The 24,674-nt window shown below is 75.9% G+C and carries 23 protein-coding genes; 14 read left to right on the top strand and 9 right to left on the bottom strand.

All coding sequences use genetic code 11. The annotated features are described in order from the left end of the window. The first annotated feature begins 170 nt into the window (after positions 1-170). Entirely contained in the window at positions 171-974 is an 804-nt protein-coding gene (locus tag IE329_RS06120) for an exodeoxyribonuclease III (RefSeq protein ID WP_190209761.1), read from the top strand. A 177-nt stretch (positions 975-1,151) separates the two neighbouring features. Beyond that, positions 1,152-1,730 (top strand): hypothetical protein, encoded by a 579-nt coding sequence (locus IE329_RS06125; RefSeq protein ID WP_190209762.1) that lies wholly within the window; start codon positions 1,152-1,154, stop codon positions 1,728-1,730. Positions 1,731-1,862: 132 nt separating this feature from the next. Here IE329_RS06125 and IE329_RS06130 read toward each other — a convergent pair whose 3' ends face one another. After that, positions 1,863-2,636 carry a lysoplasmalogenase gene (locus IE329_RS06130; protein ID WP_190209763.1) on the bottom strand — a complete coding sequence of 258 codons (774 nt, stop codon included), beginning with the start codon at positions 2,634-2,636 and terminating at the stop codon, positions 1,863-1,865. Continuing rightward, positions 2,633-3,493, bottom strand: coding sequence for a sterol desaturase family protein (locus IE329_RS06135; RefSeq protein ID WP_190209764.1), 861 nt, complete (start codon positions 3,491-3,493; stop codon positions 2,633-2,635). The genes IE329_RS06130 and IE329_RS06135 overlap by 4 nt, the downstream gene beginning before the upstream one ends. 144 nt (positions 3,494-3,637) lie before the next feature. Here IE329_RS06135 and IE329_RS06140 point away from each other — a divergent pair, with 144 nt between their 5' ends. Further along, the gene (locus IE329_RS06140; protein WP_190209765.1) at positions 3,638-5,623 is read left to right on the top strand and encodes a TIGR02678 family protein; all 1,986 of its coding nucleotides are present in this window, start codon (positions 3,638-3,640) and stop codon (positions 5,621-5,623) included. A gap of 85 nt (positions 5,624-5,708) precedes the next feature. Here IE329_RS06140 and IE329_RS06145 read toward each other — a convergent pair whose 3' ends face one another. Continuing rightward, entirely contained in the window at positions 5,709-5,888 is a 180-nt protein-coding gene (locus IE329_RS06145; protein ID WP_190209766.1) for a hypothetical protein, read from the bottom strand. A gap of 440 nt (positions 5,889-6,328) precedes the next feature. Between IE329_RS06145 and IE329_RS06150 the strand changes: the two genes are divergently transcribed. Further along, on the top strand, positions 6,329-7,120 hold the full coding sequence (locus tag IE329_RS06150) for a putative protein N(5)-glutamine methyltransferase (protein WP_190209767.1): 792 nt from the start codon (positions 6,329-6,331) through the stop codon (positions 7,118-7,120). Between the two features lie 122 nt (positions 7,121-7,242). On the opposite strand, the gene IE329_RS06155 is transcribed toward IE329_RS06150, so the two are convergent. Beyond that, the gene (locus IE329_RS06155; protein WP_190209768.1) at positions 7,243-8,325 is read right to left on the bottom strand and encodes a DUF2690 domain-containing protein; all 1,083 of its coding nucleotides are present in this window, start codon (positions 8,323-8,325) and stop codon (positions 7,243-7,245) included. Between the two features lie 330 nt (positions 8,326-8,655). Here IE329_RS06155 and IE329_RS06160 point away from each other — a divergent pair, with 330 nt between their 5' ends. From IE329_RS06160 to IE329_RS06170, 3 genes are all read left to right on the top strand, one after another. Continuing rightward, entirely contained in the window at positions 8,656-9,072 is a 417-nt protein-coding gene (locus IE329_RS06160) for a hypothetical protein (RefSeq protein ID WP_190209769.1), read from the top strand. A gap of 125 nt (positions 9,073-9,197) precedes the next feature. Beyond that, complete coding sequence (locus IE329_RS06165) at positions 9,198-10,160, top strand: hypothetical protein (RefSeq protein WP_190209770.1); 963 nt, start codon at positions 9,198-9,200, stop codon at positions 10,158-10,160. A gap of 246 nt (positions 10,161-10,406) precedes the next feature. Further along, a complete protein-coding gene (locus IE329_RS06170) occupies positions 10,407-11,702 on the top strand; it encodes a peptidoglycan-binding protein (RefSeq protein ID WP_190209771.1) in 1,296 nt (431 codons plus the stop codon). A 124-nt stretch (positions 11,703-11,826) separates the two neighbouring features. Here the strand turns inward: IE329_RS06170 and IE329_RS06175 are convergent, their stop codons facing one another. Together IE329_RS06175 and IE329_RS06180 are read right to left on the bottom strand one after the other, a co-directional pair. Further along, positions 11,827-12,444 carry a TetR/AcrR family transcriptional regulator gene (locus IE329_RS06175; protein WP_229927203.1) on the bottom strand — a complete coding sequence of 206 codons (618 nt, stop codon included), beginning with the start codon at positions 12,442-12,444 and terminating at the stop codon, positions 11,827-11,829. A 58-nt stretch (positions 12,445-12,502) separates the two neighbouring features. Next, positions 12,503-13,411 carry an acyl-CoA thioesterase gene (locus tag IE329_RS06180; RefSeq protein WP_190209772.1) on the bottom strand — a complete coding sequence of 303 codons (909 nt, stop codon included), beginning with the start codon at positions 13,409-13,411 and terminating at the stop codon, positions 12,503-12,505. Positions 13,412-13,534: 123 nt separating this feature from the next. Here IE329_RS06180 and IE329_RS06185 point away from each other — a divergent pair, with 123 nt between their 5' ends. The 5 genes from IE329_RS06185 to IE329_RS06205 all read left to right on the top strand — a co-directional run bounded on the left by IE329_RS06185 (position 13,535) and on the right by IE329_RS06205 (position 19,955). Continuing rightward, entirely contained in the window at positions 13,535-14,926 is a 1,392-nt protein-coding gene (locus tag IE329_RS06185; RefSeq protein WP_190209773.1) for a DprA-like winged helix domain-containing protein, read from the top strand. Next, the gene (locus IE329_RS06190) at positions 14,923-17,673 is read left to right on the top strand and encodes a DUF7825 domain-containing protein (RefSeq protein ID WP_190209774.1); all 2,751 of its coding nucleotides are present in this window, start codon (positions 14,923-14,925) and stop codon (positions 17,671-17,673) included. Before IE329_RS06185 ends, IE329_RS06190 begins: the two co-directional genes overlap by 4 nt. A gap of 157 nt (positions 17,674-17,830) precedes the next feature. Continuing rightward, the gene (locus IE329_RS06195) at positions 17,831-18,409 is read left to right on the top strand and encodes a TetR/AcrR family transcriptional regulator (RefSeq protein WP_190209775.1); all 579 of its coding nucleotides are present in this window, start codon (positions 17,831-17,833) and stop codon (positions 18,407-18,409) included. A gap of 93 nt (positions 18,410-18,502) precedes the next feature. Then, positions 18,503-18,859: a hypothetical protein gene (locus IE329_RS06200; RefSeq protein WP_190209776.1), complete on the top strand. Its 357-nt coding sequence runs from the start codon at positions 18,503-18,505 to the stop codon at positions 18,857-18,859. 127 nt (positions 18,860-18,986) lie between these two features. Then, a complete protein-coding gene (locus IE329_RS06205) occupies positions 18,987-19,955 on the top strand; it encodes a DUF389 domain-containing protein (protein ID WP_190209777.1) in 969 nt (322 codons plus the stop codon). Between the two features lie 126 nt (positions 19,956-20,081). Here the strand turns inward: IE329_RS06205 and IE329_RS06210 are convergent, their stop codons facing one another. From IE329_RS06210 to IE329_RS06220, 3 genes are all read right to left on the bottom strand, one after another. Then, positions 20,082-21,356, bottom strand: coding sequence for an MBL fold metallo-hydrolase (locus IE329_RS06210; protein ID WP_190209876.1), 1,275 nt, complete (start codon positions 21,354-21,356; stop codon positions 20,082-20,084). 352 nt (positions 21,357-21,708) lie between these two features. Beyond that, positions 21,709-22,161 carry a MaoC family dehydratase gene (locus IE329_RS06215; protein ID WP_190209778.1) on the bottom strand — a complete coding sequence of 151 codons (453 nt, stop codon included), beginning with the start codon at positions 22,159-22,161 and terminating at the stop codon, positions 21,709-21,711. A 195-nt stretch (positions 22,162-22,356) separates the two neighbouring features. Then, entirely contained in the window at positions 22,357-22,797 is a 441-nt protein-coding gene (locus IE329_RS06220) for a pyridoxamine 5'-phosphate oxidase family protein (protein ID WP_190209779.1), read from the bottom strand. Positions 22,798-23,060: 263 nt separating this feature from the next. Between IE329_RS06220 and IE329_RS06225 the strand changes: the two genes are divergently transcribed. Together IE329_RS06225 and IE329_RS06230 are read left to right on the top strand one after the other, a co-directional pair. Next, positions 23,061-23,909, top strand: coding sequence for a hypothetical protein (locus IE329_RS06225; RefSeq protein ID WP_190209780.1), 849 nt, complete (start codon positions 23,061-23,063; stop codon positions 23,907-23,909). Between the two features lie 199 nt (positions 23,910-24,108). Further along, the gene (locus IE329_RS06230) at positions 24,109-24,672 is read left to right on the top strand and encodes a hypothetical protein (protein WP_190209781.1); all 564 of its coding nucleotides are present in this window, start codon (positions 24,109-24,111) and stop codon (positions 24,670-24,672) included. Positions 24,673-24,674 lie beyond the last annotated feature (2 nt).

Raw genomic sequence — 24,674 nt, forward strand, 5'->3', positions numbered from 1 at the left:
GCCGCTCCGGCCGGTCCTTCCCGCCCGCCCGGCGGGGGCCCGTCCCCGGGGCTGCGGCCCGCTGTCGGTGCCTGCCGGTAGATTCGGGGTGGGCGTCCGCAACGGCGCCCGCCCCTCGCCCGGGCCGTGGTCCGGGCCCTTGTCCGCCCCACCCGGGAAGGCCGCCCGCCGTGACCGTCCGCATCGCCACCTGGAACATCAACTCCGTCACCGCGCGGTTGCCCAAGCTGCTGGAGTGGCTGGAGAGCGCCGCCCCCGACGTGCTCTGCCTCCAGGAGCTCAAGTGCTCCACCGAGGCCTTCCCGCACGAGGCGGTCAAGGAGCTCGGCTACGACACGGCCGCGCACGGCACCGGCCGCTGGAACGGCGTCGCGATCCTCTCCCGGATCGGCCTGGAGGACGTCGTGCGCGGGCTGCCCGAGCAGCCCGGCTACCTCGCCGACGACGCGCTGCTGGCCGACGTGGAGCCCCGCGCGGTCGCCGCCACCTGCGGGCCGGTGCGGGTCTGGTCGGTCTACGTGCCCAACGGCCGCGAGGTCGACCACGCGCACTACCGCTACAAGCTGGACTGGCTGGAGTCGCTGCGCCGGGCGGTCGTCGAGGACGCGGCCGGCGCGCGCCCCTTCGCCGTCCTCGGTGACTTCAACATCGCCCCCACCGACGAGGACGTCTACGACGTCGCCGCCTTCGCCGGGCTGACCCACGTGACCCCGCCGGAGCGCGCCAGCCTGGGCAACCTGCGCGAGGCCGGGCTGCAGGACGTGGTGCCGCGCCCGCTGAAGTACGACCACCCGTACACCTACTGGGACTACCGCCAGCTGGCCTTCCCGAAGAACCGCGGCATGCGGATCGACCTGACGTACGGCAACAAGGCCTTCGCGGACGCGGTGACGGACAGCTACGTCGACCGCGAGGCGCGCAAGGGCAAGGGGACGTCCGACCACGCGCCGGTCGTGGTCGACCTGGACCTCTGAGCAGGCCGTGAGGGGCCGCCGGACCCGGTCGCGGAGCGTACCGGCGGCCCCCGAACGGTCCCGTGCGGTGGCCGCCCGGGGGGCCGCTGCCTACCGTGTGGGGTAACTGGGTGTAGTTGTCCGTTCACGTGGACACAGGAGTCCCCGACTGCGCCCGAGAATCCTGGAGGTTCCGGTATGCGCCCCACGCGTACGGCCGCCGCAGCTCTGACAGGCGCCACCCTGCTTCTCGCGTTCGCGGCCCCGGCGGCGCTGGCCAAGGACGGCGACCGGGCATCGGTCAGCCCGGCCCAGGCAGCGCCGGGTCAGAGCGTCACCGTCACCGTGTCCTGCGAGAAGAGCACCACCAAGACCATCACCGCCGAGTCCGCCGCCTTCGAGGGCGGGCCGGTCACCCTCACCCTCGGTGCGGACGGCCGGCACACCGGCTCGGCCAAGCTGGCGAACAAGCCCGGCGGCGACGCCAAGGTCGACGGGAAGTGCCCGGACGGCGCGGCCTTCTCCACCACGGTCACGGTCACCACGGTGACCACCACCACCCCGACCCATGCCGCCAGCCAGGGGGTCACCGACTGGGTCACCTCCGAGGGCGGGCACAGCGGGCTGGTCGAGGAGCCGCACGGGTCCGTGAACACCGGCCTGGGCGGGTCGGTGGGCAGCAACCCGGCCGAGCTGGCCGGCGGCGCGGTCCTGGTGGCCGGCGGGGTGGGCGGCTTCCTGCTGCTGCGCCGCCGCTCCGGCTCCGACTCGGTCTGAGGCGGCACGGCCCCGGCGCCCCCGCGCCGCCACGCTCGTGCGCGCGCCCCCGGACCACCGGTCCGGGGGCGCGGCCACGCGTCCGGGCGGCGCTCCGGTACGGGGGCCGGGCCCCCGGACCGGCCCGCTGCGTCAGGCCGTGGCCGACCGCGGTTCGCGGCCCGGCTCCGCCCGCGGGCCGGTCCCGTCCGGGCCGTCCGCACCGCCGCCGCCGCCGGTGGCGCCCGGCAGGTCCTCCCGGTGGGCCCGCAGGGTGCCGCTCGCCAGCAGGTACTGGGCGACGATGTACGTCGCCATCACCCAGAACTGGTGGCCCGGCAGCTCCCGCCAGTCGGCCAGCTGGGTGGCGATCAGGGTGTCGGAGAGCAGGAACAGCGCCCCGCCGAGGCCGGTGCGCAGGCCGAGCCGGGCCGAGGTGACGGCGGTCGAGGTGAGCAGCAGGCTGTACACCGCCACCGGGATCTTCAGGTCGCCGAGGCCCGGCCAGAGCTGGCTGATCATGACCGCCCAGGCCGCCGCGTAGGCCGCCGCCACCACGGCGGTCCGCCGCCGGTCGTCCAGCGCGCCGCGCCGCACGAACATGGTCACGTAGCAGACGTGCGCGGCCGCGAACGAGCCCATGCCGGCCAGGAAGGCGGTGTCGCCGCCCGCCTGCAGCAGGATGTCGCCGCCGGCGCTCAGCAGCAGCGCGGGCGCGAGCAGCTTGGGCGCGCGCTCGGTGCTCGCCAGGCTGTGCGCCGCCAGCAGCGGCATCAGTGCCGGCTTGGTGGCGTGCTGGAGCGCGGGGGTGTGGGTGAGGATCGCGCCCAGGTGCGCGGCCGAGACCGCGGCGAAGCCGGTGAGCAGGCCGCGGGCGGCGCGCAGGCGCCCGCCGACGGCGGCACGGGTCGTGGTGCTGAGGCTCATGCGGCGTTGCCCTCCGGGCGGTCGGGGCGCACCGGCTGCCAGCCGGGGCCCTTGGTCAGGTGGCGCAGGCGGTCCCGCCAGTTGTCCGCCGCGGCGAGGTCCTTGGCGATCGAGGCGTACTCGTGGGTGGCGACCCGCAGCGGGTTGAAGGTGTCCAGATTCTTCGTCAGGCCGTAGACCGGTCTGGTGGTCTCCGCCGTGAAGGAGCCGAAGGCCCGGTCGAAGACGATCAGGATGCCGCCGAAGTTGCGGTCCAGGTAGCCGCCCTGCGAGGCGTGGTGCACCCGGTGGTGGGACGGCGTGTTGAACAGGTACTCGACGGGGCGCGGCAGCCGGTCGATCCGCTCGGTGTGGATCCAGAACTGGTAGACCAGGTTGGCCGAGGAGCAGAACGCCAGGGCGGCGGGGTGCACGCCGGCCAGGATCAGCGGGACGTAGAAGACCCAGCTGGTGGCGCCGGTCCAGGGCTGGCGCAGCGCCGTGGACAGGTTGTAGTGCTTGCTGGAGTGGTGCACCACGTGGCAGGCCCAGAGGATCCGGACCACGTGGTGGCCGCGGTGCGACCAGTAGTAGCAGAAGTCCTGCGCCAGCAGCATCAGCGGCACCGTCCACCACAGGACGGGCACCCGAAACGGGGTCACCTCGTAGAGGGCCGCGTAGACCGCCACGATCGGGATCTTCCAGAGCGCGTCGAAGAGCAGGCTGCCGAGCCCCATCGTGAGGCTGGTCGTGGTGTCCCGCGGGCTGTAGCCCTGCTCGTCCTCGTCCGGACGGAACCGGTAGGAGACCATCTCCAGGACGGTGAGCAGCACGAAGGCGGGTATCGACCACAGCACGACGTCGGGCAGGTTCGGCATGTCCGGCACCATAGGCGACGCCGGGTGCCCGGCGGAAGGGGTTGTTACCGGCGCGTAGCCCGAGGGGCGTCCGCCGGACAATTCGCGGCGTCACCCGGTTGCTGCCACCGGTCGCCCGGCCCACCGACTAATCTGGTCCACGACATGGATCAGCAGGAGCACGGGGCCGGCACCGCCAGGGTGCCCGGCGGCAGGTCGGACGGGCGCACGGGCGGGGCGGGGCGGGGCACCACCGACGCCTGCGTCGCCGTGCGCGACAGCCGCCCTGACGACGTACCGGGCGGGCTCCCCGGCGAGCGGCCGGCGGCCGGCCGGGCCGCCGGGTCCGCGGGCCTGGAGGGCACCCCCGACCCCGGGCTGCTCCGCCTGGCCGGCTGGTTCGCCGAGGCCTCCGACGAGGGCGCCCACGACCTGTTCACCGCCGCCTTCGGCCTCTACGGCGCCCGGCACTTCGGCGCCCGGCAGGGCGCCGCCGGTCCGCAGGCACCCGCCCCGGACGAGCCCGGGGCCACCGACGCCGTCAGCTGGTGGCACGGGCCCAGCGCGCACGCCCCGGCCGCCCGGCTGGTCCGCGAGGCCCGGCCGCTGCCCGGCCTGCGCCGGGCCCGCCGCACCGCCGGCGCCGCACCGGACGCCACCGCACCGGCCGGCGGCGGGCGCCGCGGCAAGCACCGCAAGCCCGAGCCCGCCCCGGCGCCCGCCGGGCCGCAGGAGCGCTCGGCCGCCGCCGAGCGCCGGATCGCCGCCCGGCTGCTGCTCGCGCATCCGCTGATCACGGCGGCCGGGCCGCACGGCGAGGGCTTCCCCTTGATCCGCCGTCACCGCGACTGGCTGACCGAACGGTTCGACACCCTGCTCGGCTACCGCCTGGTGGTGGGCCCCTGGCACGCCCGCCTCGGCAAGGCCGGGCTCGGGCCGGGCGGCGCCCGCCGGCTGGAGCACCCCGGCAGCGGCACGCCCTTCACGCCCGGCGAGTACGCCCAGCTGGCGGTCGCACTGTCCGTCCTGGTCGACGCCCCGGAGCGGCTGCCGCTCGGGAAGCTGGTCGCGGCGGTCCGCGCGGCCTCCCCGCTGCCGGCCGCCGGGCGTGGCCCGGGCCCCGAGGCCGACCTCGCCGGGGCGCTGCGGGTGCTGACCGACTGGCAGGTGCTCAGCGCCACCGGCAGCGGTCTGGACACCCTCGACCCGACCGCCGAGCTGACCGTCGACCAGGAGCTGGCCCGCGCGCTGCCGGCCGGGCCGCCCGCGCTCGCCGCCGACGCGGGGGACCTGGTCCGCCGGGCGGCCGAGGCCGACCCCGGCACCGCCGTCCGCCGCCGGCTCGCCGAGACCCCCGTCGTGCTGCTCGACGACCTGAACGAGGCCGAGCGGGACTGGCTGGTCGGGCAGTGGCACACGGTGGCCGGGACCTTCGCCGGCTTCCTCGGCCTGGAGGCCGAACTGCGGACCGAGGGCGTGGCCCTGCTCGACCCCGCCGACGAGCTCACCGACCTCGCGCTGCCCGGCACCGGCACCCTCGCCCGGGCGGCCCTGCTACTGGTGGAACGCCTGGTCGAGGAGCTGCGCCCGCTGCCCGGCGAACCCACCGCGCCCGCGGTGCCGATACCCGACGCGCTGATAGACGGGGCCCTCGGCGACATCGCCGACGAGTACGGCCTGCGGGCCGGCTGGCGCCGCGACTACCTCGCCGACCGGACGGCGCTGCGCCGCGACGCGCTCGACCTGCTGGCCCGGATGGGCCTGATCGCGCCCACCCCGCGCGGCACCTACCCGCCCGGCTGGCTGCTGCGTGCCCCCGCGGCCCGCTACGCCCCCGAGGCGCAGCTGCTGCCCGCGCCGGGCACCGGCCGGCACTCCCGCCGGGACGGCACCGACGACGCGGACGACGAGGACCTGGCCGAGTACGGCGAGCCGGGGTCGTACGAGGAACCGGCCGGGTACGGGGGCCCGGCCGGGCCCGAGGCACCGGCCGGACACGAGGCACCGTACGAGGAATCGGCACCGTACGGGCGCGTGGCGGAGCTCGCCGCTCCGGGCCGGGCGGAACCGCCGGCCCGGGCCGGTCAGGTGGAGGCCGTCGTCCCGCCGGCCCGCGGGCCCGCCGAGCGGCCGCAGGAACTCCGGGCCTGAGCCGGGCGGCCGGGACCTCGGGCCCCGGCCTGGCCGCAGGACCTCCGGGCCCGGGCCGGGCCGCGGGCGGGGGCCGGCGGCCGGCTCACCGCGCGGCGGTGGTGGTGGCGACCGAGTCGTGCCGGACGGTCTCGACGGTGGCGCCGACCCCCAGGGTGCCGAGCGCGACCGAGGCGGCGACCGCGGCGCAGGCGAGGAACCGGCGGTGGCGCTTGGGCAGCGGGAAGCGCTGGTCCTGAGTGGTGGACGGAGGCTGGGCGTTCATGTCAGAAAGCATTCCAGCGCACCGTTAAAGCATGACTACACGCGGGTGAAGTCTGGACGGGGGCCAGACATCGGTGTAGTGCGGTCACCCGGACGGCGGCCGTCCGCCCCGGCCCGGCCCGCCCCGGCCCGTGGTTGGGGCCTTCTCGGCGGGGGCGGTGGGGCGACGGCGCGGCCCGGCCCCCGGACGGCCCCTGGCGGCAGGCCGGGCGGGACGCGTACGGACGGGGCGTTCCCGGGGGGTCCGGGCGGAAGCGGTGATCGGGTAGTGTGGCGGCAGCCGGGAGTGACCCCGGTGCTGCTCCGGCCCGCGGAGCGAACGGACGAAGGAGGTGGGACCCATCACCGCTGTGTCAGGTCGGGTGCTCCCATCTCGCGACCGGGCGGTCCGACCGTACAGGTGACCGCGGGAGCGCCCATCGGCGTTCCGAAAGGTTTCTCGTGACGGCTCCAGCTCCCTTCCCGTCCTTCTCCGCCCTCGTCACCCAACTCCGCGCCGCCGGCTGCGTCTTCGCCGAGGACGAGGCGCGCCTGCTCCGATCCGCCGCTGCCACCCCCGGCGAACTCGCCGCCATGGTGGAGCGCCGCGCCTCCGGGCTGCCGCTCGAACACGTCATCGGCTGGGCCGAGTTCTACGGCCTGCGGATCGCGGTGGACGGCGGTGTGTTCGTGCCCCGCCGCCGTACCGAGTTCCTGGTCGAACGGGCGGTGGCGCTCGCCCGGCCCGGCGCCCTGGTCGTGGACCTGTGCTGCGGCTCCGGCGCGCTGGGCGCCGCGCTGGCCGCCGCCTTGGGCCCGGTCGAACTCCACGCCGCCGACATCGACCCCGCCGCGGTGAGCTGCGCCCGGCGCAACATCGCAGCCGCCGGCGGCCTGGCCCACCAGGGGGACCTCTTCGACCCGCTGCCCGCGACCCTGCGCGGCCGGGTCGACGTCCTGCTCGCCAACGTGCCGTACGTGCCGACCGAGGAGGTGGAGCTGCTGCCCGCCGAGGCCCGGCTGCACGAGGCGCGGGTGGCACTGGACGGCGGCGCCGACGGGCTGGACGTCCTGCGGCGGGTGGCTCCCGAGGCGGTGCACTGGCTGGCGCCGGGCGGTCACCTGCTGTTCGAGACGAGCGAGCGCCAGGTGCCCGGGGCGGTGCGCACCGTCGAGGCCGCCGGACTGGTGGCGGAGGTGGCCGAGTGCGAGGAGCGCTACGCCGTGGTCGTGACGGGTACCCGGCCGGTCTGAGGCCCAGGGCCTGACCGCCGGGACGGCCGGCGCGGCCCCCTCCCGGCGGGCGCGCCGGCCGTCCTCCGCCCGCCGGCTCGCCGGGTGACCGTCGGCCGGGCGGGTCGCCGGCCGCCGGGTCGTCAGCCGGTCGGGTCCGCCGCCGTCGGAGGTCCTGCGGTCGGTGGGTCCGCCGCCGGCGGGGCCGTGGCCACCGCCGGGGGAGCGGTGCCCCCGGCCGGGGTGCCGGTGTCGGTCGGGGCCGGCCAGGGCTGGTGGGCCGGGTCGTTGTAGACGCCGGTGCAGCCGCGCCCGCCCGGCTGCACCCCGCAGACCTGCAGCGTGGTGTCCGAACCGCTGGCGTCGACCATCGCCGAGTAGTTGTCGTACCCCCAGTGGATCTCCGCGGTCTGCTGCTGGCCGCTGTTGGTGGTGATGGTCGCCGTGTCCTTCGGCGCCCCCTGCTTGATGGCCGCCCAGGCGGCCAGACATCGCTGGCTGTAGCGGAGATAGATGATCCGCTCGCCGACGTTGGCGGTCAGCAGGGTGCGGGCGTCCACGGCGCAGCCGCTGGCCTGCGGGTCCTTGCCGACGCAGCCAACCCCCTGGCAGGGCGGGGCGAGGGCCGCCGGTGCCGGGTGCCCGGTGCCGGCGGACGGCGTCGGACCGGGCCCGGCCGTGCCCGGCCCGGGCGCCGACGGCCAGAGCAGGGCCGCGACCAGCAGGACGCTCGCGCCGACGGCCGTGGCCAGGGCCGCCCGCAGCCGCCGGCGGGCGCGCCGGCCGGACCGCCGGCCCGGTTCCGTGGAATCCCCCTCGCCCGGGTCCGGCGCCGGGCTCCGCACCGGGCTCGGGTCCGCCGCCGCCGGGGCGGGGCCCGCCGCGTCGTCCGGGTCCGCCGGGGCCGGGCCCGCCGCGTCGTCCGGGTCCGGCTCCCCGGGAGGGGCCTGTCCGGGTCCGGCCCCGGGCACGGGCTCCGTCGGCGCGGCGGACGACTCCTCGGCCAGGGCCTGCTCGTACAGCGCCGTCAGCTCGGTGGAATTCGCCCCGGAGGCCTTCAGCAGGCTGTCCAGCGCCTGCCGGGTTATCAGTCGTTTTCCGTTGAGCCATCGTTCCCACGAGGCCTTGCTGAAATGCGTCCGGCGGGCCGTCTCGGCCAGCGACCAGTTGTTCGCGTCCTTGATCTCCCTGAGGCGCCGGACGAGCAATCGCGTCGATTCGGACATCTCATCGGGAAGTGGTCTCCAGGTGGAACTCATGGGAACGGCACACTCCGGTCGAATCGGGAAAGCGGATTCTGACACTCCGTCAAAATGCTTGCGAGCAGAGGGGTCGGAGCGTCTCAGGATCGGACTGACTGCGTCTCAACATACAGATCAGCGGCTTGAGACGCTCCGCGAAGTCTCAAAGAGCCCGGCTCCTCTCGAACTCTGCTCCACCGCTGGGCCAGAGTTGTCGCCGTCGGGCAGGGAACGGCCCGGACAAATGGCAGCGGAGAAGTTCCGTACGTGTGACAAATGCGGACGACTCCGAATTGCGAACTGAAAGGCAGCGCAATGAACATGAAGAAGGCGGCCGCCGCACTGGCCGCAGCGACCCTCGGCGTCGTGATTCTCGGGACGGCCACGCCGGCCCTGGCGAGCAGTGGCGGCTGTGTCTCCGGTGACGCCTGCCTCTACTACAGCCCGGGTCTCGGCGGGGCGAAGTTCGGCAAGGGCGAGGCCGGCAACTACAGCGGCGTGTTCGGCGGCGGGGGTGCCGGGAACGGCCAGGCCGTGCTCAACAACGCCGCCTCGGTCTGGAACATGGACCCGAACTTCAACCTCCGGGTCCACTACCGGGAGTTCAGCATCCGCAACTCGGGCCCCAACCAGTACATCCCGCGCAACCAGTGGGCCAACCTGGGCGCCGTGCCGTGGAACGGCGGCTCCGTCAACATGCGCAACAACAACCACTCCCAGAGCTGGGAGTAGTCCGGCCGAGGCCGGGTGCCGCACCGCCCGCGCCGAGCCGCGGGCGGTGCGGCACCCGCCCGGCCCCGTCATGACCCGTTGCGGCCGCCGCTCGGCCCGCGAGCCGGCGTACAAGGAGTTCCACCATGACGTCCACCCGCCGCGCCCGCCCGGGGCCGGCCCTGCTGCTGACCGTCCTCGCCCTCACGGCCGCCGGCTGCTCCGCCGCCCCCGGCGCTCCCGAGGCCGGTCCGTCCGCCACCACGCTGTCACCGATGGATCCACCGCCGGTCGGCGACATCCCCCGGCTGACCCGGGTGGACGACCGGGCGCTGCCGGTCGAGGCGTACCTGCTCACGGGGGAGCAGTACCGCAGTTTCGACGCGGCGCAGAGCAAGCTGGCCACCGGCTGCCTGCGGGAGTACGGGCTGGCCTGGACCCGGCCGCCCGGGCCGGCCACGGCGGCCGAGACCCAGACCACCCACCGGTACGACCCGGTCGACCCCGCCGACGTGGCGGTCAACGGGTACCACTCGCCCGATCCGGCCGCCGGGGCGAAGCCGTCCGGCGCCCCCTCGGTGGACCCGGACGTCCTCGCCGTCCTCGGCAGCGGTCTGGGGCCGGACGGCAGGTCGGCCCCGGGGGCCGCCACCGAGTTCCACGGGAAGCCCCTCCCGGCGGGCGGCTGTCTCGGTGACGCGCAGCACCGGCTGACCGCGCAGGGCGGAACGGGCCGGGACGGCGACGCCGCGGTGGCGGTGAACTTCGAGAGCTTCGAGCGTTCGCGGGCCGACCCCCGGGTCGAGGAGGTCTTCCGGGCCTGGTCCGGCTGCATGAAGGAGCGGGGCTACGCCTACCCCACGCCCGCCGACGCCCTCAAGGACGCCCGCTGGGCGGCGGCCGACCGGCCGTCCGCCGAGGAGATCGCCACCGCCACCGCGGACGTCGAGTGCAAGGCCCGCACCAACGTGGTCGGCGTCTGGTTCACCGTCGAGAGCGCGTACCAGACCGAGCTGATCCGCCGGCACCAGGCGGAGCTGGCGGCGGTCAAGGCCGGCAACGACGCCATGACGGCCCTGGCCCGGTCGGTCCTCGCGGCCGGCGGCTGATCCCGGGACCGCGCCCCCCCTTCCCGGCGCCCCTCCCGCCCCCGCGCCCCCCTCCCGCCCCGCGCCCCCTTCCCGCCCCGCGCCCCCTTCCCGCCTCCGCACCCCTTCTCGGCGCGGCGCCCTTCCATGCCCCGGCGCCCCCGCACCCCTGCACGCCCCGGGCCGGCCCCGCCGTCCGGCATGCCCCGCCGCGCCCCAGCCACCGTTCCCGGAGCTCCCGGGAGAACGAGGAAGAGAGATGTCCCCATGTCGACAGTCACCCTCCGCCCACCCACCCGGGCGCCCGGCGCCCGCCTCGGCCCGGTGGCGCTCGCGCTGGCCGTGCTCCTGTTCGGCCTGCTGCTCGGCCCCACCGCCGGGCAGGCCCACGCGGTGGACGTGCGGCTGCTCCAGCGCGACCTCGCGGGGCTCAGCTACGCCCCGCTCAGCGGCGTCGACGGCGTCTACGGCGCGCAGACCACCGACTCGGTGCGGCACTTCCAGCGGGACAACGGCCTGGCCGTGGACGGCGACGCCGGGACGAACACGATGGCCGCGCTGACCGCGAAGGTGAAGCAGGTGCAGGCCAAGGCGGGTGCCTCCGCCGACGGCGACTACGGCCCCGGCACCATCGGCGCGGTGCGGAGCTACCAGAGCGCCCACCACCTGGACGTGGACGGCATCGCCGGCCCGCAGACCATGGGCGCGATGAACATCGACCGGATCACCTCCAGCGGCACCGGCACCAGCAGCGACACCCGGCTGCTCCAGCGCAACCTGGCCGGCCTCGGCTACCTGGCCGCCGGCGGCGTGGACGGGGTCTACGGCCCCGCCACCAAGAACGCGGTGCTGTCCTTCCAGAGCGACAACGACCTGTCGGTCGACGGCATCGCCGGCCCGCAGACCAACGCCGCGCTGACCGCGAAGGTGAAGCAGGTGCAGGGCAAGGCGGCCACGCCCGCCGACGGCGACTACGGCCCCGCCACCACCACCGCGGTGCGGGCCTACCAGAGCGTCCACGGGCTGGAGGCCGACGGCATAGCCGGCCCGCGGACCATGGCGTCGATGGGGATCGCCCGCGAGCTCGGCGGCGGCAGCCCGGGCGGCGAGAGCGGCGGCACCCCCACCGTGCCCCCGTTGGACGGCAGCGTCCGCGACCGGATCGTCCAGGCGGCCCGCTCCCAGCTCGGCGTGCACGAGTGGGGCAACAACTGCAACCCGTACGGCCCCTGCGAGGCCTGGTGCGCCCTGTTCGCCAGCTGGGCCTGGCGGCAGGCCGGCGTCAGCTTCAGCACCGCCTTCAGCGGGGACTTCTACTACTACGGCCGCAACCACGGCACCCTGCACAGCGGTCTGAGCGACCCGCAGCCCGGTGACGCCATCGTCTTCGGCAGCGGTCCGCAGAACACCAGCACCAGCGTGCACGTCGGCATCATCGAGAAGGCCAACGCGGACGGCACGGTCGACACCATCGAGGGGAACTCGAACGACCAGGTGATCCGGCACCACTTCTCCCCGGCCGCCCGGGGCGCCTACGCCATCGTCTCCCCCGCCGGGGGCTGACCGGCGCGGCGCGGCACCCCGGCCCCGGACGCACCCCGCGTCCGGGGCCGGGGTGCCGGTGTCACCCGCCCCGGGCGCGCGGCGTCCGCCGGTGCGTCCCGGGCGGCGCCGGCCGCCGCGGGGCTCACGGCGTGTCGTACGGGGTGAGCACCAGCCGCACCACGTCCTCCAGCCGGCGGCGGGCGTCCCCCAGGGTCGTCCGGCCGGTCACCCAGGCCGTCAGCTCGCCCTGCCAGGCGTGGCCCACGATGTGCCGGACGAGATCGCTCGCGGCGGTCGGCACCTCCGCCATCACCGCCTGCAGGGCGGCGTTGTCGGCCCGGGCCATGCCCTGCAGGGCCTCGCTGGCGAACGGGTCGGTGGACGCCGCGACGGCCACCCGCAGCCGGGCCAGCTGCGGTTGGCGCTGGTAGGCACGCATGCCGTGCCGGACGAAGCGCACCACCCGGTCCGTCGTCCCCAGTCCGCCCCGGGGCCCGCGCAGCTCCGACACCAGGTCGGCCAGCAGCAGCCGGTGCCACTCCGCGATGGCGGCGGCCAGCAGGTGGTCCTTGGAGGAGAAGTAGCGGTACGCCGTGCCGAGGGCGACTCCGGACCGCTCGCAGACCTGCTTCATCTGCAACCGCTCGACGCCGATCTCGTTCACCAGGGCGAGCGCAGCGGCGATCAGGCTCTCGCGGCGTTCGAGTTGGCGTGGAGACATCGCCTCCACCGGCCGTGGTGACAGGTCAACCTTGGTCACCCGCACCATCATACGGGCCGGGGCGTTGCCGGAGTATGACGCGTGGAAGCCCCGCGTGCTACCGCAGGCCGCGGCGGTCGCGGACCAGCGCCTCCTGGACGGCCGAGGCGACCAGCATCCCGTCCCGGCTGTAGAACTCGCCGTGGGACAGGCCGCGCCCGTCGGAGGCCGAGGGGCTGCGCTGGGCGAACAGCAGCCACTCGTCGGCGCGGAACGGCCGGTGGAACCACATCGCGTGGTCCAGCGAGGCGAGGATCACCTCCGGCGGTTCGGTGCGCTGGAACCGGTGCGGCTGCAGGTGCAGGGTGGCGGTCGAGGCGAGCGTGAGGTCGGACAGGTAGGTCAGCGCGCAGACCTGCAGCAACTGGTCGTCCGGCGGCAGCGGGGTGCCGGCCCGGAGCCAGACGAACTGCTGGGGCACGCCCGGCACGGCGGCCGGCAGCCCGGGCGCGTCCGGCGGGATGAACCGCATCTGCAGGGTGCGGAACCCGTCCGCCCGGGCGTAGTCCTCCGGGTCGGACCGCTCCCAGAGCAGGAACGGGTCCGGCAGGTCCTCGGGCGCGGGCACCGCCGGCATGGTGCGCTGGCGGCTCTCGGCCGGCTCGGCGTGCTTGAAGGACGCGGAGAGCGTGAAGATCGCCTGTCCGCTCTGCAGGGCCGTCACCCGCCGGGTGGCGTACGACATGCCGTCGCGGACCCGGTCCACCTCGTAGTCGATCGGCCGGGTCGGGTCGCCCGGCCGCAGGAAGTAGCTGTGCAGGGAGTGCACCGCCCGCCCGCGGTCCATGGTCCGCCCGGCGGCGGTGAGCGCCTGCGCGGCGACCTGGCCGCCGAAGGCGCGCATCGGCGCGCCGGCATGGCACCAGCCGCGGAACAGGTTCTTGTCCAGCTCTTCGATCTGCAGCAGCGCGGCGAACGGGCCGATGCCGCCGGTTGCCTGCGTCTGCTGCTCAGTGGGCTCGCTCACCTGCTCATAGTGGCAGAAGCGGGCCGTCCGGCGATGTGAGCTGGATTACCCGGACGGCGCCGGGGCAAGTAGAACGCGTTCTCGTCGGACGCCCTGTCAGAGCCTGGCCCTAACGTTCCGGCCATGACGCAAGCCGTACAGGCGTACGCCTACCTCCGCCCCTCCGCCGTCCACGAAGGCCCGGCCGGGCGCCGCCTCGCCCTGGAGACCTCGGGCGGCAGCACACCGCTCGGGGCGGCCGCCAACCCGCGCTTCTTCGCCGGGTTCCTGACCGCCCCGGCCCCGGCCGCCGCCGCGCTGCTGGCCGTCGCCGACGTCGCCGCCGCCCGCTACCACCGGCCCCAGCTGCGCGCCTCGCTCGACCCGGTGGTCACCGCCAACGGTGACCGGCTGCGCTTCGAGTCCTTCTCCGGCTGCTGCGGCGTCTACGCCCGGCTGGACGTGCTGGCCGACGGCCTGGACGGCGACGAGATCGGCCACGGCACCACCAACGTCGACGTGAACAACCCGTTGCGCGAGTCGCTCGGCCGGATCGGCGCCACCGACCCGCTGCACCTGGCCGTCGGCCCCGACGCCCTGGAGGTCACCACCCTCGACGGCCCGCTGGTCGAGAAGAAGGTCCCGCTGCCGGACCGCTGGCTGCGGGGCTTCGCCGAGACCCAGGTGATCGCGGCCGGCCTCGACCTGCGCGCCGAACTCCCCGCAGCCGAGGCGGTGGCCTTCCTCCGGACGCTGCCGCGCACCGCCGCGGGCGGCGCGCAGTCCCGGGCCGTCCGCTGGGTGGTGCCCGCCGGGCGGACCTTGCGCCCGACCAGCAGGCCGGTGCCCGGCGCCGTCTGCCTGCCCGGCCCCGAGCGGCTGGTCGCCCTGCAGCGGGTGCTGCGCCACGCGCGGGCCCTGCGGGTCTACGGCCCGTCCGGTGTCCGGGAGGCCGCGGCGGCCGCCTGGGAGGTGGTGCTGCCGGGCATGCGCCTCACCCTGACGCTGTCCCCGGACGCCTCCCGCGGCTTCTCCGGCGAGGGCGGGGTGCTCGGTGCGCTCGCCTCCGGGACCGAGCAGGACGCCGACCGGATCGCCGAACTGCTCGCCTGGGAGCCCCGGATCGAGCCGGCCGACCTCGCCGAGCAGTCCGGCCTGCCGGTCGGCCGGGTCCGGGCCGCGCTCACCCGGCTCGGCACCGCCGGGCAGATCGGCTACGACAGCGCCGAGGCCGCCTACTTCCACCGGCAGTTGCCCTACGACTCGGGCCGCGCCGAGGCGCACAACCCCCGGCTGCGCGCGGCGCGGGCGCTCCACGCGGCCGGCGCCGTCCGGCTGGAGCCGGGCGGGACGCTCGCCACCGTGACGGTCGAGGACCACCACCAGCGGGTCCGGACGGACGAGCGGGGACGGGCGAGCTGCACCTGCCTCTGGTGGGCCAGGTACCGGGGCGGGCGCGGGCCCTGCAAGCACGTGCTGGCCGTCGGCCTGGCCCGCGAGGCGGCGGCCGGCCCGGCGGCCGGGGCGACCCGGTGAACCGCGGTGAGGAGCTGCGGCTCAGGGTGGCCCTGCGGGACACCCGGACCAGCGGCGAGAAGGTCGTGGACGCCTGCCGCACGGGCAAGCCCTCCCTGCTCCCCGGGCTGCTGGCCGGCATGGCACCGGCCGAGCGCCGGGCCTGCCTGCCCGAGCTGAAGGAACTGCGCAAGCAGGTGCGCGAGGACTGGTCCACCAGCAGCCGTCCGGTCCGCGAGGCCCTCCAGGTGGCAGGTGCCGGCTGCCACACCGCGCCCGCGGCGGCCGCGACCTGGATCGGCGCCGGCGACATCGCCGGCCGGGCCGGCCTGGACACCCCCGCGCTGGTCACCGTGATCGAGCAGCAGCCGGCCGACTGGCAGGCCGACGTGGTCGCCAGGCTGGCCGCCCGCCGCTCCACGGCCTGGGGGTGGAACGACTACCCGGCGATCGAGCGGCTGGTCCGCAGGTCCGGCTGCCCCGTGCCGACCTCGGACGCCTTCGTCGAGGGCTGGCTGCGGGACCGCACCTGGGGCACCGGCGGGAGCCGTCGCCCGGGTTCGCTGCTGGACGTCCTGCGCGCGGACGACCTGCTGCCGGCCCTGCTGCCGAGGCTGTTCGAACTCGCCGAGGTCGCCGGCAGCCTGGCCCCGGCGCCGAACCGCAAGCCGGAGGACACCTGGCCGGGGGCCCTGGCCGAGCTGGCCCGGACGGGTGGGCTGGACCGCGCCGAACTGCTCGCGCTCTGCCTGGCCAGGCTGGTGCGCGGCGGCCGGGCCAACGACCAACGGGCCTTCCTCGCCGTGCTGGAGGCGCTCGCGCCGACGGCGGAGGAGAACGTCCGTCACGTCCGCGACCACGTGGCCATGCTCGACGGGCTGTCGACCGTCGCGGCCCGGGCCCAGCAGGTGCTGGCCGGCCTGGACGAGAGCGGCCTGCTGGCCTCCGACCTGCTCGCCGAGGCCTCCGACGTGGTGCTGTTCCGCACCGAGAAGAAGCTCGTCCGCGCCCAGTTGGCCTGGCTGGACAAGGCCGCCCGGCGCGACCCGGCCCGGGCCGGATCGGTGGTGCTGGCGGCCGCCGGCGCCTTCGGGCACCCGGACACCGCGCTCCAGGAACGCGCCCTGAACGTGATCGCCCGGCACCTCCCGGCGGCCGGCCCGGCCGTGCTGCCGGAGCTGCGCCTGGCCGCCGAGGGCCTCAACCCGGTCCACCACGGGCGGGCCGCCGGCCTGCTCGGCCTGGCGCTCCCGGCCCCGGCCGGCGCCCCCGCCGACCTGCTGCCGCCCGTCCCGCGGCCGCAGCCGCTGGCCGCGCCGATCGCCACCCCGGCCGAGGTGGCCGAGGAACTCGCCGCGGTGCTGGCCGGCGGGGCCGACGTGGCGGCCTTCGAACGCACCCTGGACGGCCTGGTCCGGCACGCCCACCAGGACCGCCAGGCCCTGGTCGAGGCCCTGGAGCCGGTGCTGCGGGTCCATCGGTGGCAGGACGGGCAGCGGTGGGCCGACTGCGGCCCGTCGGACGTCCTGTACGTGGCCGCCGCCGTCGCCGGGCTGGTCCCGCCCCAGCGGGTCTGGGACGGACTGCACGGACGGGGCCGCTCCCCGCTGCGCGGCCAGGGGAACAGCACCCTGTTCGGGCGCTGGTTCGCGGCCCGGCTGGAGGAGGCCGCCTGGCAGGTCACGGCGGCCCGGCCGCCGCTGCTGCTGGCCGTCCCGTCGGTGGCGAGCGGCGCGCTGGACGCCGCCGAGCTGGTGGCCAGGGTGGCCGCCCACGAGGCCGCCGGCACCCGGCCGGGCCGGGTGGACCTCTCCTGCGCGCTGCTGCGGGTGGTGCCGACCGGCGACGCCGCGGTGCTGGCCGCGGCCGGCCGGCTGATCTCCCCGGCGGGGCTGTGGGTGGCCGCCTGGCTGCGGGCGGGCGGGCTGCCGCCGCAGCCGTCCGAGCGGGTCCGGTTCGCGCCGGGCCGGGGCGGCAGGCCGGACCACCGCTACCAGGAACGCTGGTGGGAGGGCCTGGTCCGGTACGAGGTCGCCCAGCCGGGGCCGCAGGTGCCCGAGGGGCCGGGCGGCGAGGGCCTGGCCCAGGAGTGCCTGGACCTGCTCGCCGCGACCGGGCCCGGCGTGCAGCGGGCCAGGAGCCAGGTCGAGTGGAACTGGAACCCGACCCCGCACTGGCTGGCCGCGCTGCCGAACCACCGCGAGGAGCTGGCGGCCCGCCTGCTGGACGGCTTCGCCGGAGCCGCCGACCGGGACGAGCGGGGAGCCCCGCAGCTGCTCCCGTACCTCGCCGAGGCGGACGGCCCGGCCGGGCCGGCGGTGCACCTGGCGCTGGCCTACGGGCTGGCGGCGCGTCACGAGGAGGACCGGGCGGCGGCCGTGGACGCGCTGCTCGTCCTGGCGGCCCGGGGGGACCTGGACGGGGGGCTGCTCGGCACGGAGCTGGCGGAGCTCGCGGGTGTCGGCGCGCTGAAGCCGAGCCGGCTGGCACCGGCGCTGGCCGGCGCGGCCGGGACGGGCGCCTACGGGACGGTCTGGTCGGTGCTGGCCGGTGCGCTGCCCGGGCTGTCGGCCTCGCTGCCGGAGGGTGGGTCGCCCCGGGGGAGCGCGGAGCTGTTCGCCGTGGCGGCGGACTGCGCGCGGCGCTCCGGGGCCAGGGGCGCCGTCGCCGGGGTGACGGCGCTGGCCGCGCGGGGCGGGTCGAGCCGGCTGGTGCGCGAGGCGCGGGCGCTGCGGGACGCGCTGGGGGAGGAGCCGGCGGAACGGTGACGGGGGACGCGGGGACCGGGGCCGGGGGTGGGGCTGGGGCTGGGTGCGCTCCGGGGTGACGGCGTCTCAGGGCCGCCGGAAGGGGGCGGTGTTGGCCGTACGGGTTTAAGAACGGTCGTTCTTGACTGAACGTTCTTGAACCCGTACGGTCTGGGGCATGGGAAGACCACGCGCTTTCGACGAGGACGAGGCCGTCCGGGCGGCATCCGGGCTGTTCGCCGCCCAGGGGTACGAGGGCACCTCGGTGGACGACCTGGTCAACGGGCTCGGCGTCCACCGGGGCAGCCTCTACAAGGTGTTCGGCAGCAAGCGCGGCCTCTATCTGGCGGCCCTGCGCCGGCACCTGGACCAGGAGGTCCTCCCGACGGCCGCCGCCCTCGCCACCGCCACCGATCTGGCCGGTCTGCTGACCCGGGCCGTCGCCGCCTACGACGGCGGGCCCGCCGCCGGGTTCCTGCTGCTGGCCGCCGCCGAGCGGGCACCGGCCGACCCGGAGGTGGCCGCGCTGGTGGAGGAGGGGCTGGCCGCCCTGGACACGGCGGTCGCGGCCGTCCTCGGGACGGCGGCGGCGCCGCCCGGCGGACCGGCCGACGGCCTGGCCGGGATCCTCGGCGCGGCCGTCCTCGGCCTGCGCCTGCGGGCCAGGGCGGCCGGCACCCCGCCGCCGGCCGAGGCCGTCCTGGGCTTCGCCGGCCGGCTCGCGGCGACCCTGCCGCAGCCGCCCCGGCCGGCCTAGGCCCGGTACCGCGCACCGCGCACCGCGCACCGCCGTCCGCACCGCACACCGCACCACCCACCCCGTAGCGAAGCAGCAGCAGAGGAGCGTTCCATGGCCCGTGTCAGCGTCACCGACGGCACCCTGGTGGTCGAGGTCGAGGGGATCGACAAGCTCTGGGCCCTGAAGAGCCGGCTGGAGATCCCGCTGGCCAACGTCCGGGGGGCGACGATCGACCCCGGGATGGCGCAGGAGTCCAGGGGCATCAAGCTGCTCGGCACCCACATGCCCGGCCTGATCACCGCCGGCACCTTCCGCTCCCACGGCGACCGGGTCTTCTGGGACGTCAAGAACCCGGCGGGAGCGATCGTCATCGAGCTCGCCGACGAGAACTACACCCGCCTGATCCTCGAGGTCGCCGACCCGCGGGCGACCGTCCGGCTGATCGAGGAGGCCAAGCGTCCGGTCTGAGCCCGCGTCCGGTCCGAGCGCGCGCCAGGTCCGGGCGGTCCGCTCGGCGCGCGGGGCCCGGCCCGGGCGGGGGACGGGGCGCCTCTAGAGTGGGCCGTCCCCGCCGCCGAACCCGCCCGGAGCACCTGTGCTGCACCTGCGACTGATCGTGCCCGCCGACCTCCGCGAGCCCGTGCGCGAGCTGCTCGACGGTTCGGTCGGCGTGACCCATCTGATCACCCTGCCGGACGCCGCGGTCCGGCCCGCCGGTGACGTGGTGCTCTGCGACGTGGCCCGCGAGGCCGCCGACGAGGTGCTCGGGGCGCTCCGCGCGACCGGGATCACCGAGCACGGCGCGATCGGCGTCGAGCAGGTCGAGCTCACCCTCTCGGCCGCCGCCGACGAGGCCGAGCGGCTGGCACCGGGGGAGGGCGCCGACGCCCTGGTCTGGGAGGAGGTCTCCGAGATCACCCACGAGGAATCCACCCTCACCGGCGTCTACCTGGCCTTTCTGGCCGTCGCCACCATGCTGGCCGCCTGCGGCGCGGTGCTCGACAGCGCGATCCTGGTGGTCGGCGCGATGGCGGTCGGGCCCGAGTTCGGTCCGCTGGCCGGCCTCTGCGTGGCCCTCGTCCAGCGGCGGGCCCGGCCCGCGCTGCGCTCGCTCACGGCGCTGGTGGTGGGGTTCGCGGTGGCGATGGCCCTGACCGCCGGGTTCACCCTGCTGATGGACGCCCTGGGGCTGTTCAGCCATGAGGCCTTCGAGGCCGCGCGGCCCAACACCTCGTTCATCTGGAAGCCGGACGCGACGTCCTTCGTGGTGGCCTTCCTGGCGGGCATCGCCGGCCTGCTCTCGCTGACCTCCGCCAAGGCCGGGATGCTGGTCGGCGTCGCCATCTCGGTGACCACGGTGCCGGCCGCCGCCAACGCGGCCGTCGCGCTCGCCTACGACGACCTGGGGCAGTTCTGGGGTTCGAGCACCCAGCTGGCGCTGAACACGGCCGGCATCCTGCTGGCGGGGACGCTGACCCTGACGGTGCAGCGGGGCGCCTGGTGGCTGACCCGGCGCCGGGGCCGGGTGGCCGGGCCGCCCCGGGCGGGCGGCGTCGACGGCTGATCCGCCGGCCGGACGAGGCCGCCCGCGGACCGGCCCCGGCGGCCGGAAGCCCGGGATTCCGGCGCTCCCCACTGCCGGGGAGGCCGCTCCGGCGTCCCGTACCGCCGGGGTGGCCGCCCCGGCGGGTCAGACCGCGACCCCGTCGCCCTCCGCCGCCGCCACCTGCGGCCCGCCGGCGACGGCGGGTGCGCCCTGTGCGGGCCGGTTGCCCTGCGCGGACTCCGCGGACCGCGCGGCCGCCGTGGCCCCGGCGATCCCGGCGACCGGGTCCTCGTCGGCCAGCGTGTCGGGGACGACCAGCCCGGCGCCCGCGGGCATCGAGGCCACGGCCCGCCACCACAGCTTGAGCGGCGGCGGCGCGGCCGGCTCGAAGGGCTTGCCGGGCCGCGGCACCGCCAGCGTCGCGCCCAGCGCCTCGGCGGCCGCGACGCTGCGCTCCGGCGGCTCCTCCCACGGGTGCGGCGCGAGGTTGAAGGTGCACCAGTGGATCGGCAGCATGACCTCGCCGCCGAGGTCCAGGTGGGCCCGGACCCCCTCCTCCGGCGTCATGTGCACCTCGGGCCAGAAGTCGCTGTAGGCGCCGACCTGCATCATGGTGGCGTCGAACGGTCCGAGCCGCCGGCCGATCTCGGCGAAGCCGGGGAAGTAACCGGTGTCGCCGCTGTGGAACACCCGGTGCCGCGGGCCGGCCACCACCCAGGACGCCCAGAGGAACAGCGGGCTGGTGCGCGGCCCCCGGCTGCAGTAGTGCCGCGCCGGGGTGGCGGTCAGGGTGAGTCCGGCGACCTCCGCCGTCTCCCACCAGTCCAGTTCGACGATCCGTCCGGCCGGGACGCCCCAGTGCTCCAGGTGCGCGCCGACGCCGAGCGGCACGGCGAAGGCCGCGCCGGTGCCGATCAGGGCCCGGATCGTCGCCATGTCCAGGTGGTCGTAGTGGTCGTGCGAGACCACCACCACGTCGACCGGGCCCAGCTCCTGGAGCGGGATCGGCACGGGGTGCAGCCGCTTGGGACCGGTCCAGCCGAACGGTGAGCAGCGTTCGCCCCAGACCGGGTCGAACAGCACCCGCCGGCCGTCCAGCTCGGCCAGCACGGTCGCGTGGCCCAGCCAGGTCAGCCGCAGTCCCGAGGCCGGCTGCTCGGCCAGCTCGCCCGGCAGCAGCCGGTGCAGCGGTACGGCGGCGGCCGGCATCCGGCGGACCCGGTCGGCGGTCAGCTGCGCGTGGGTGACCTCCAGCGGTGACCTCTCGTACACCAGGCGGCGGGTCGGCACCGGATTGCGGAACGCACCGTCCACGAACTGGGGCGAGCGATGGATCCGGGCCAGCCGCTCACCGCGCGGATCGGCGCCGAAGGCCTCCGTCCGGATCTGGTGCCAGGCGGTGCGCGGCAGCCCGGACAACCGAGGAGGGGAGGAGAACTGCGAGGTCAGACCGGTGACGCGGGAGTACCACGGGAGGGAGCTGGGCACGGTACCTCCAAGGACGGGAGCATCCGGGCCGCACCGGCGGGGTTGCCGTCGTACGGCCGTCGTACGAGCGTCTACTGCCCAACTGTTGCGGTTCGAATACCGGCATGCCGAGGGCCGCGCGACAGCGACGCGGGAGCCGTTGCCGTACGACAACCATCTCGTCGGACCATACCGGCCGGGGGCGGCCCGGACCCGGTGGAACCGCCCGCGCGGCGCCGTTCGGCGTACCGCCCGCCGGGGCCGGACGGACCGGGCCCCGGGCGGCGCGGCTCCCTCCCCGGGGTCAGAGGTAGAAGCGGGTGATGGTCTCGGCGACGCAGTGCGGCTTGGCGCTCTCCTCGCTGACGACGGTGAACCGCACCACCGCCTGCACCCCGCCCGGCACCTCGGTGGCGGAGACCAGCTCGGCCGTCGCCCGCAGCGCCGTGCCGACCGGGACGGGCGCCGGGAACCGGACCTTCTCGGAGCCGTAGTTCAGCGCCATCCGGACGCCCTCGACGCCGTAGCACTCCTTGGCCAGCACCGGGATCAGCGAGAGCGTCAGGTAGCCGTGCGCGATGGTCGAGCCGAACGGGCTCTCCTTGGCGCGCGCCGGGTCGACGTGGATCCACTGGTGGTCGCCGGTGGCCTCCGCGAACAGGTCGATCCTGGCCTGGTCGACGGTGTGCCACTCGCTGGTGCCCAGCACGGTGCCGACGGCCGAGGTCAGGTCGGCGAGGGAGGCGAAGATCGTCAAGGTGCGCTCCAGGGGGCGGGGATGCTCCGGGGTGGTGGGCGGCCCGGGGTGCGCGGGGCGCGGGCCGCCGGTGCCTCCGCAGAGTATGCCTACTCGCCGGTCACCTGTCAGCGGTGCTCCCGGTGGCCCGCCCGCCGGGGCCCGGCGCTTCCCGCGGCCGGCCCCTCCGCGTCCGGCCCCGTCCGGCCCCGCCGCTCAGCTCTGCTGCATCGCCCGGCCGAGCGGCAGCTGCCGCCGGCCGCTGACCAGCTCCGGGAGGATCAGGACGAACATCGGCTCGGCGGCCCCGGCGCCGTCCTCCCAGGGGCGCGGGCCGGTCCGCAGCAGCCGGTCGTGCAGCGCCGGGTCGGACACCACCTGGGCCCGCCCGTGCACCAGCACGCTCCACCCCGTCCGGGTGACGGCGTCCAGCAGGTCGGCCTGGAAGGCCGCTACGGTGTCGTCCAGGGCCCGCCGGACGGCCACGCCCTGCCGCAGGGCCAGCACCAGCCGGCCGTCCGCCGTGACCTCGAACGCCACCGGCAGCACGGCGGGCAGCGCGTGGGCGGTGTACACCACCCGCCCGACGGGCACGGTGCCGAGCAGGTGGAGGCACTCCTCCTCGCTCAGCGACTCCACACGGTTGTCACGGTCCATGTGGTGAATGGTCCCCCTCGGCGCGGCCGCGCCATAGGGCCCATGGTCCCGGACCGGCCCGGCCGCAATGCCCGGCCGGCCGTCCCCCCGCGCCGCCGGCCCCGGCGGTCCGGGCGTTCCGGCCGGCCGATCGGGGCCGGATTCCGGACGCCGCCCTTCCGGCGGCCCGCGCGGCGGTAGCTTGGCGGCGGTACGGGGCATTCCGTACGCGGTACGGCGCAGCGGTCCCTGGTACGGCGGGACCGGCAAGGAGGGGTGCGCGGATGGTCAGTGGAGTCGATCTGGTCGTGATCGGGGCGGACGGCGGCCCGGAGCGCAGTTACGGGGGCTCGGCCATGGCGGCGCAGGGGGCGCGGCTGCTGGCCGACGTGCTGCCCGGGATGTGCTTCGACACCGGCGCCGCCGGCTGCCGGGTCACCCTGCTGGAGCCGGAGGCGGACGCCAACCGGATGCTGACCGCCCTGCGGGAGGCGGCCGGGCGCGGCGGGCGCTGGCTGGTGGTCTGCCTGATCGGCCAGCTGGTGACCGACCCGAAGGGGCGCCGGCTGGCGCTGGTGACGGGCGGCAGTACGCCCGACAACGCCTACCGGCGCGGGCTGGCCTGGGACTGGGTGGTCAGCGCCATGGTCCACGGCGACCAGGAGGAGACCCTGCTGCTGGTCGACGCGGTCACCGACCGGGACACCTGGACGGCACTCGAACGCGGGGGCGGCGAGGACGGGGTGGGGGAGCTGCTCAGCTACTCCCGGGTGCCGTTGTGGGGCCGGGTCGCCCGGCACTCGGGCGGCAGACGCGGCCGGACGGACGTCCTGCCGGGCGGCGAGGGCTCGTTCAGCCGCTCGCTGGTCCGGGTGCTGGAGCACGGGCTGCCGGGCGGGCCGGCCGCGGTCGGCCCGCTGGAGCTGCAGCCGGCCGTCCTCGCGCAGGTGGAGCAGGCCGAGGCGGCGGCCGGGCCGGCCCCGGCCCGGGTGCTCGTACCGCCGCAGGGCGGAAGGTTGTTGATGCGCAATCGGGCGGCGGTGCGGGGCGCATTGGCCGGATTGTCGCTTTCCGAAGAACTGTTGGCCGTTCTGTGGCGAGAAAATGCCCCGACAGATCCCCCTTCCGCGTAAGGTCGGGGGGCCCGAGGTGTTGCCGAGATGGGCCGGTTTGGCGAAGAATCGATGCTCTGGCGGCAGACACGGCGGGGACAGCGGATTGTTATCGGCGGCCAGTGACCACGGACGGGGTCGGTCGCGACGAGGTGGGGCGATGCGGCAGCGCGGAAATGTGTTGCGTCCTGGGGCGGTTGGGGTTGGTGGGGCGGTATTGGTGGTGCTGCTGAGCTCCTGTGGGGCCAGTGGTGGTGCCGGTTCTGCTGATCGGCTCGGGACTTCCGCTCCCAGTGTTGCGGTGGTGACTCCGGTAACACCTTCGGGTGGTTCCGGCACGGACGGGATCGCGCCGACCGACGGCCCGGAAGGAGCCATCGGACGGGCCGCCCTGAGGACGTATCAGGACTGGTGGGCCGCCCAGACGGACGCCTTCGGCCGGTCCGATTCCGACGCTTCCCAGCTTCAGGCCCTGTCGACCGGGAAGGCCCTCAGCGAAGCGGTCGCCAACCTGCACCAGTTGCACGAGGCGAAGCTGGTGATGATCGGAAGTCCACGCAATTCCCCGGTGGTGAAGGCCATTGATCTGAAGGCCGATCCGCAGACCGCGGTGGTCGAGGACTGTCTGGATGTCGCCGACTGGCATCAGGCCGATGCCACCACCCGTGCGACAAAGGATCCACAGAAGCGCCTGACGAGGTACATCGCGACCGTTTCCCTGCGCAAGTCCGGAGCACGCTGGCTGATCGTCGAGTTCAAACGCGAGGTGGACCGAACATGCTGAAG

The organism is Kitasatospora indigofera (assembly GCF_014655955.1).
Classification (GTDB): Bacteria; Actinomycetota; Actinomycetes; order Streptomycetales; family Streptomycetaceae; genus Kitasatospora; species Kitasatospora indigofera.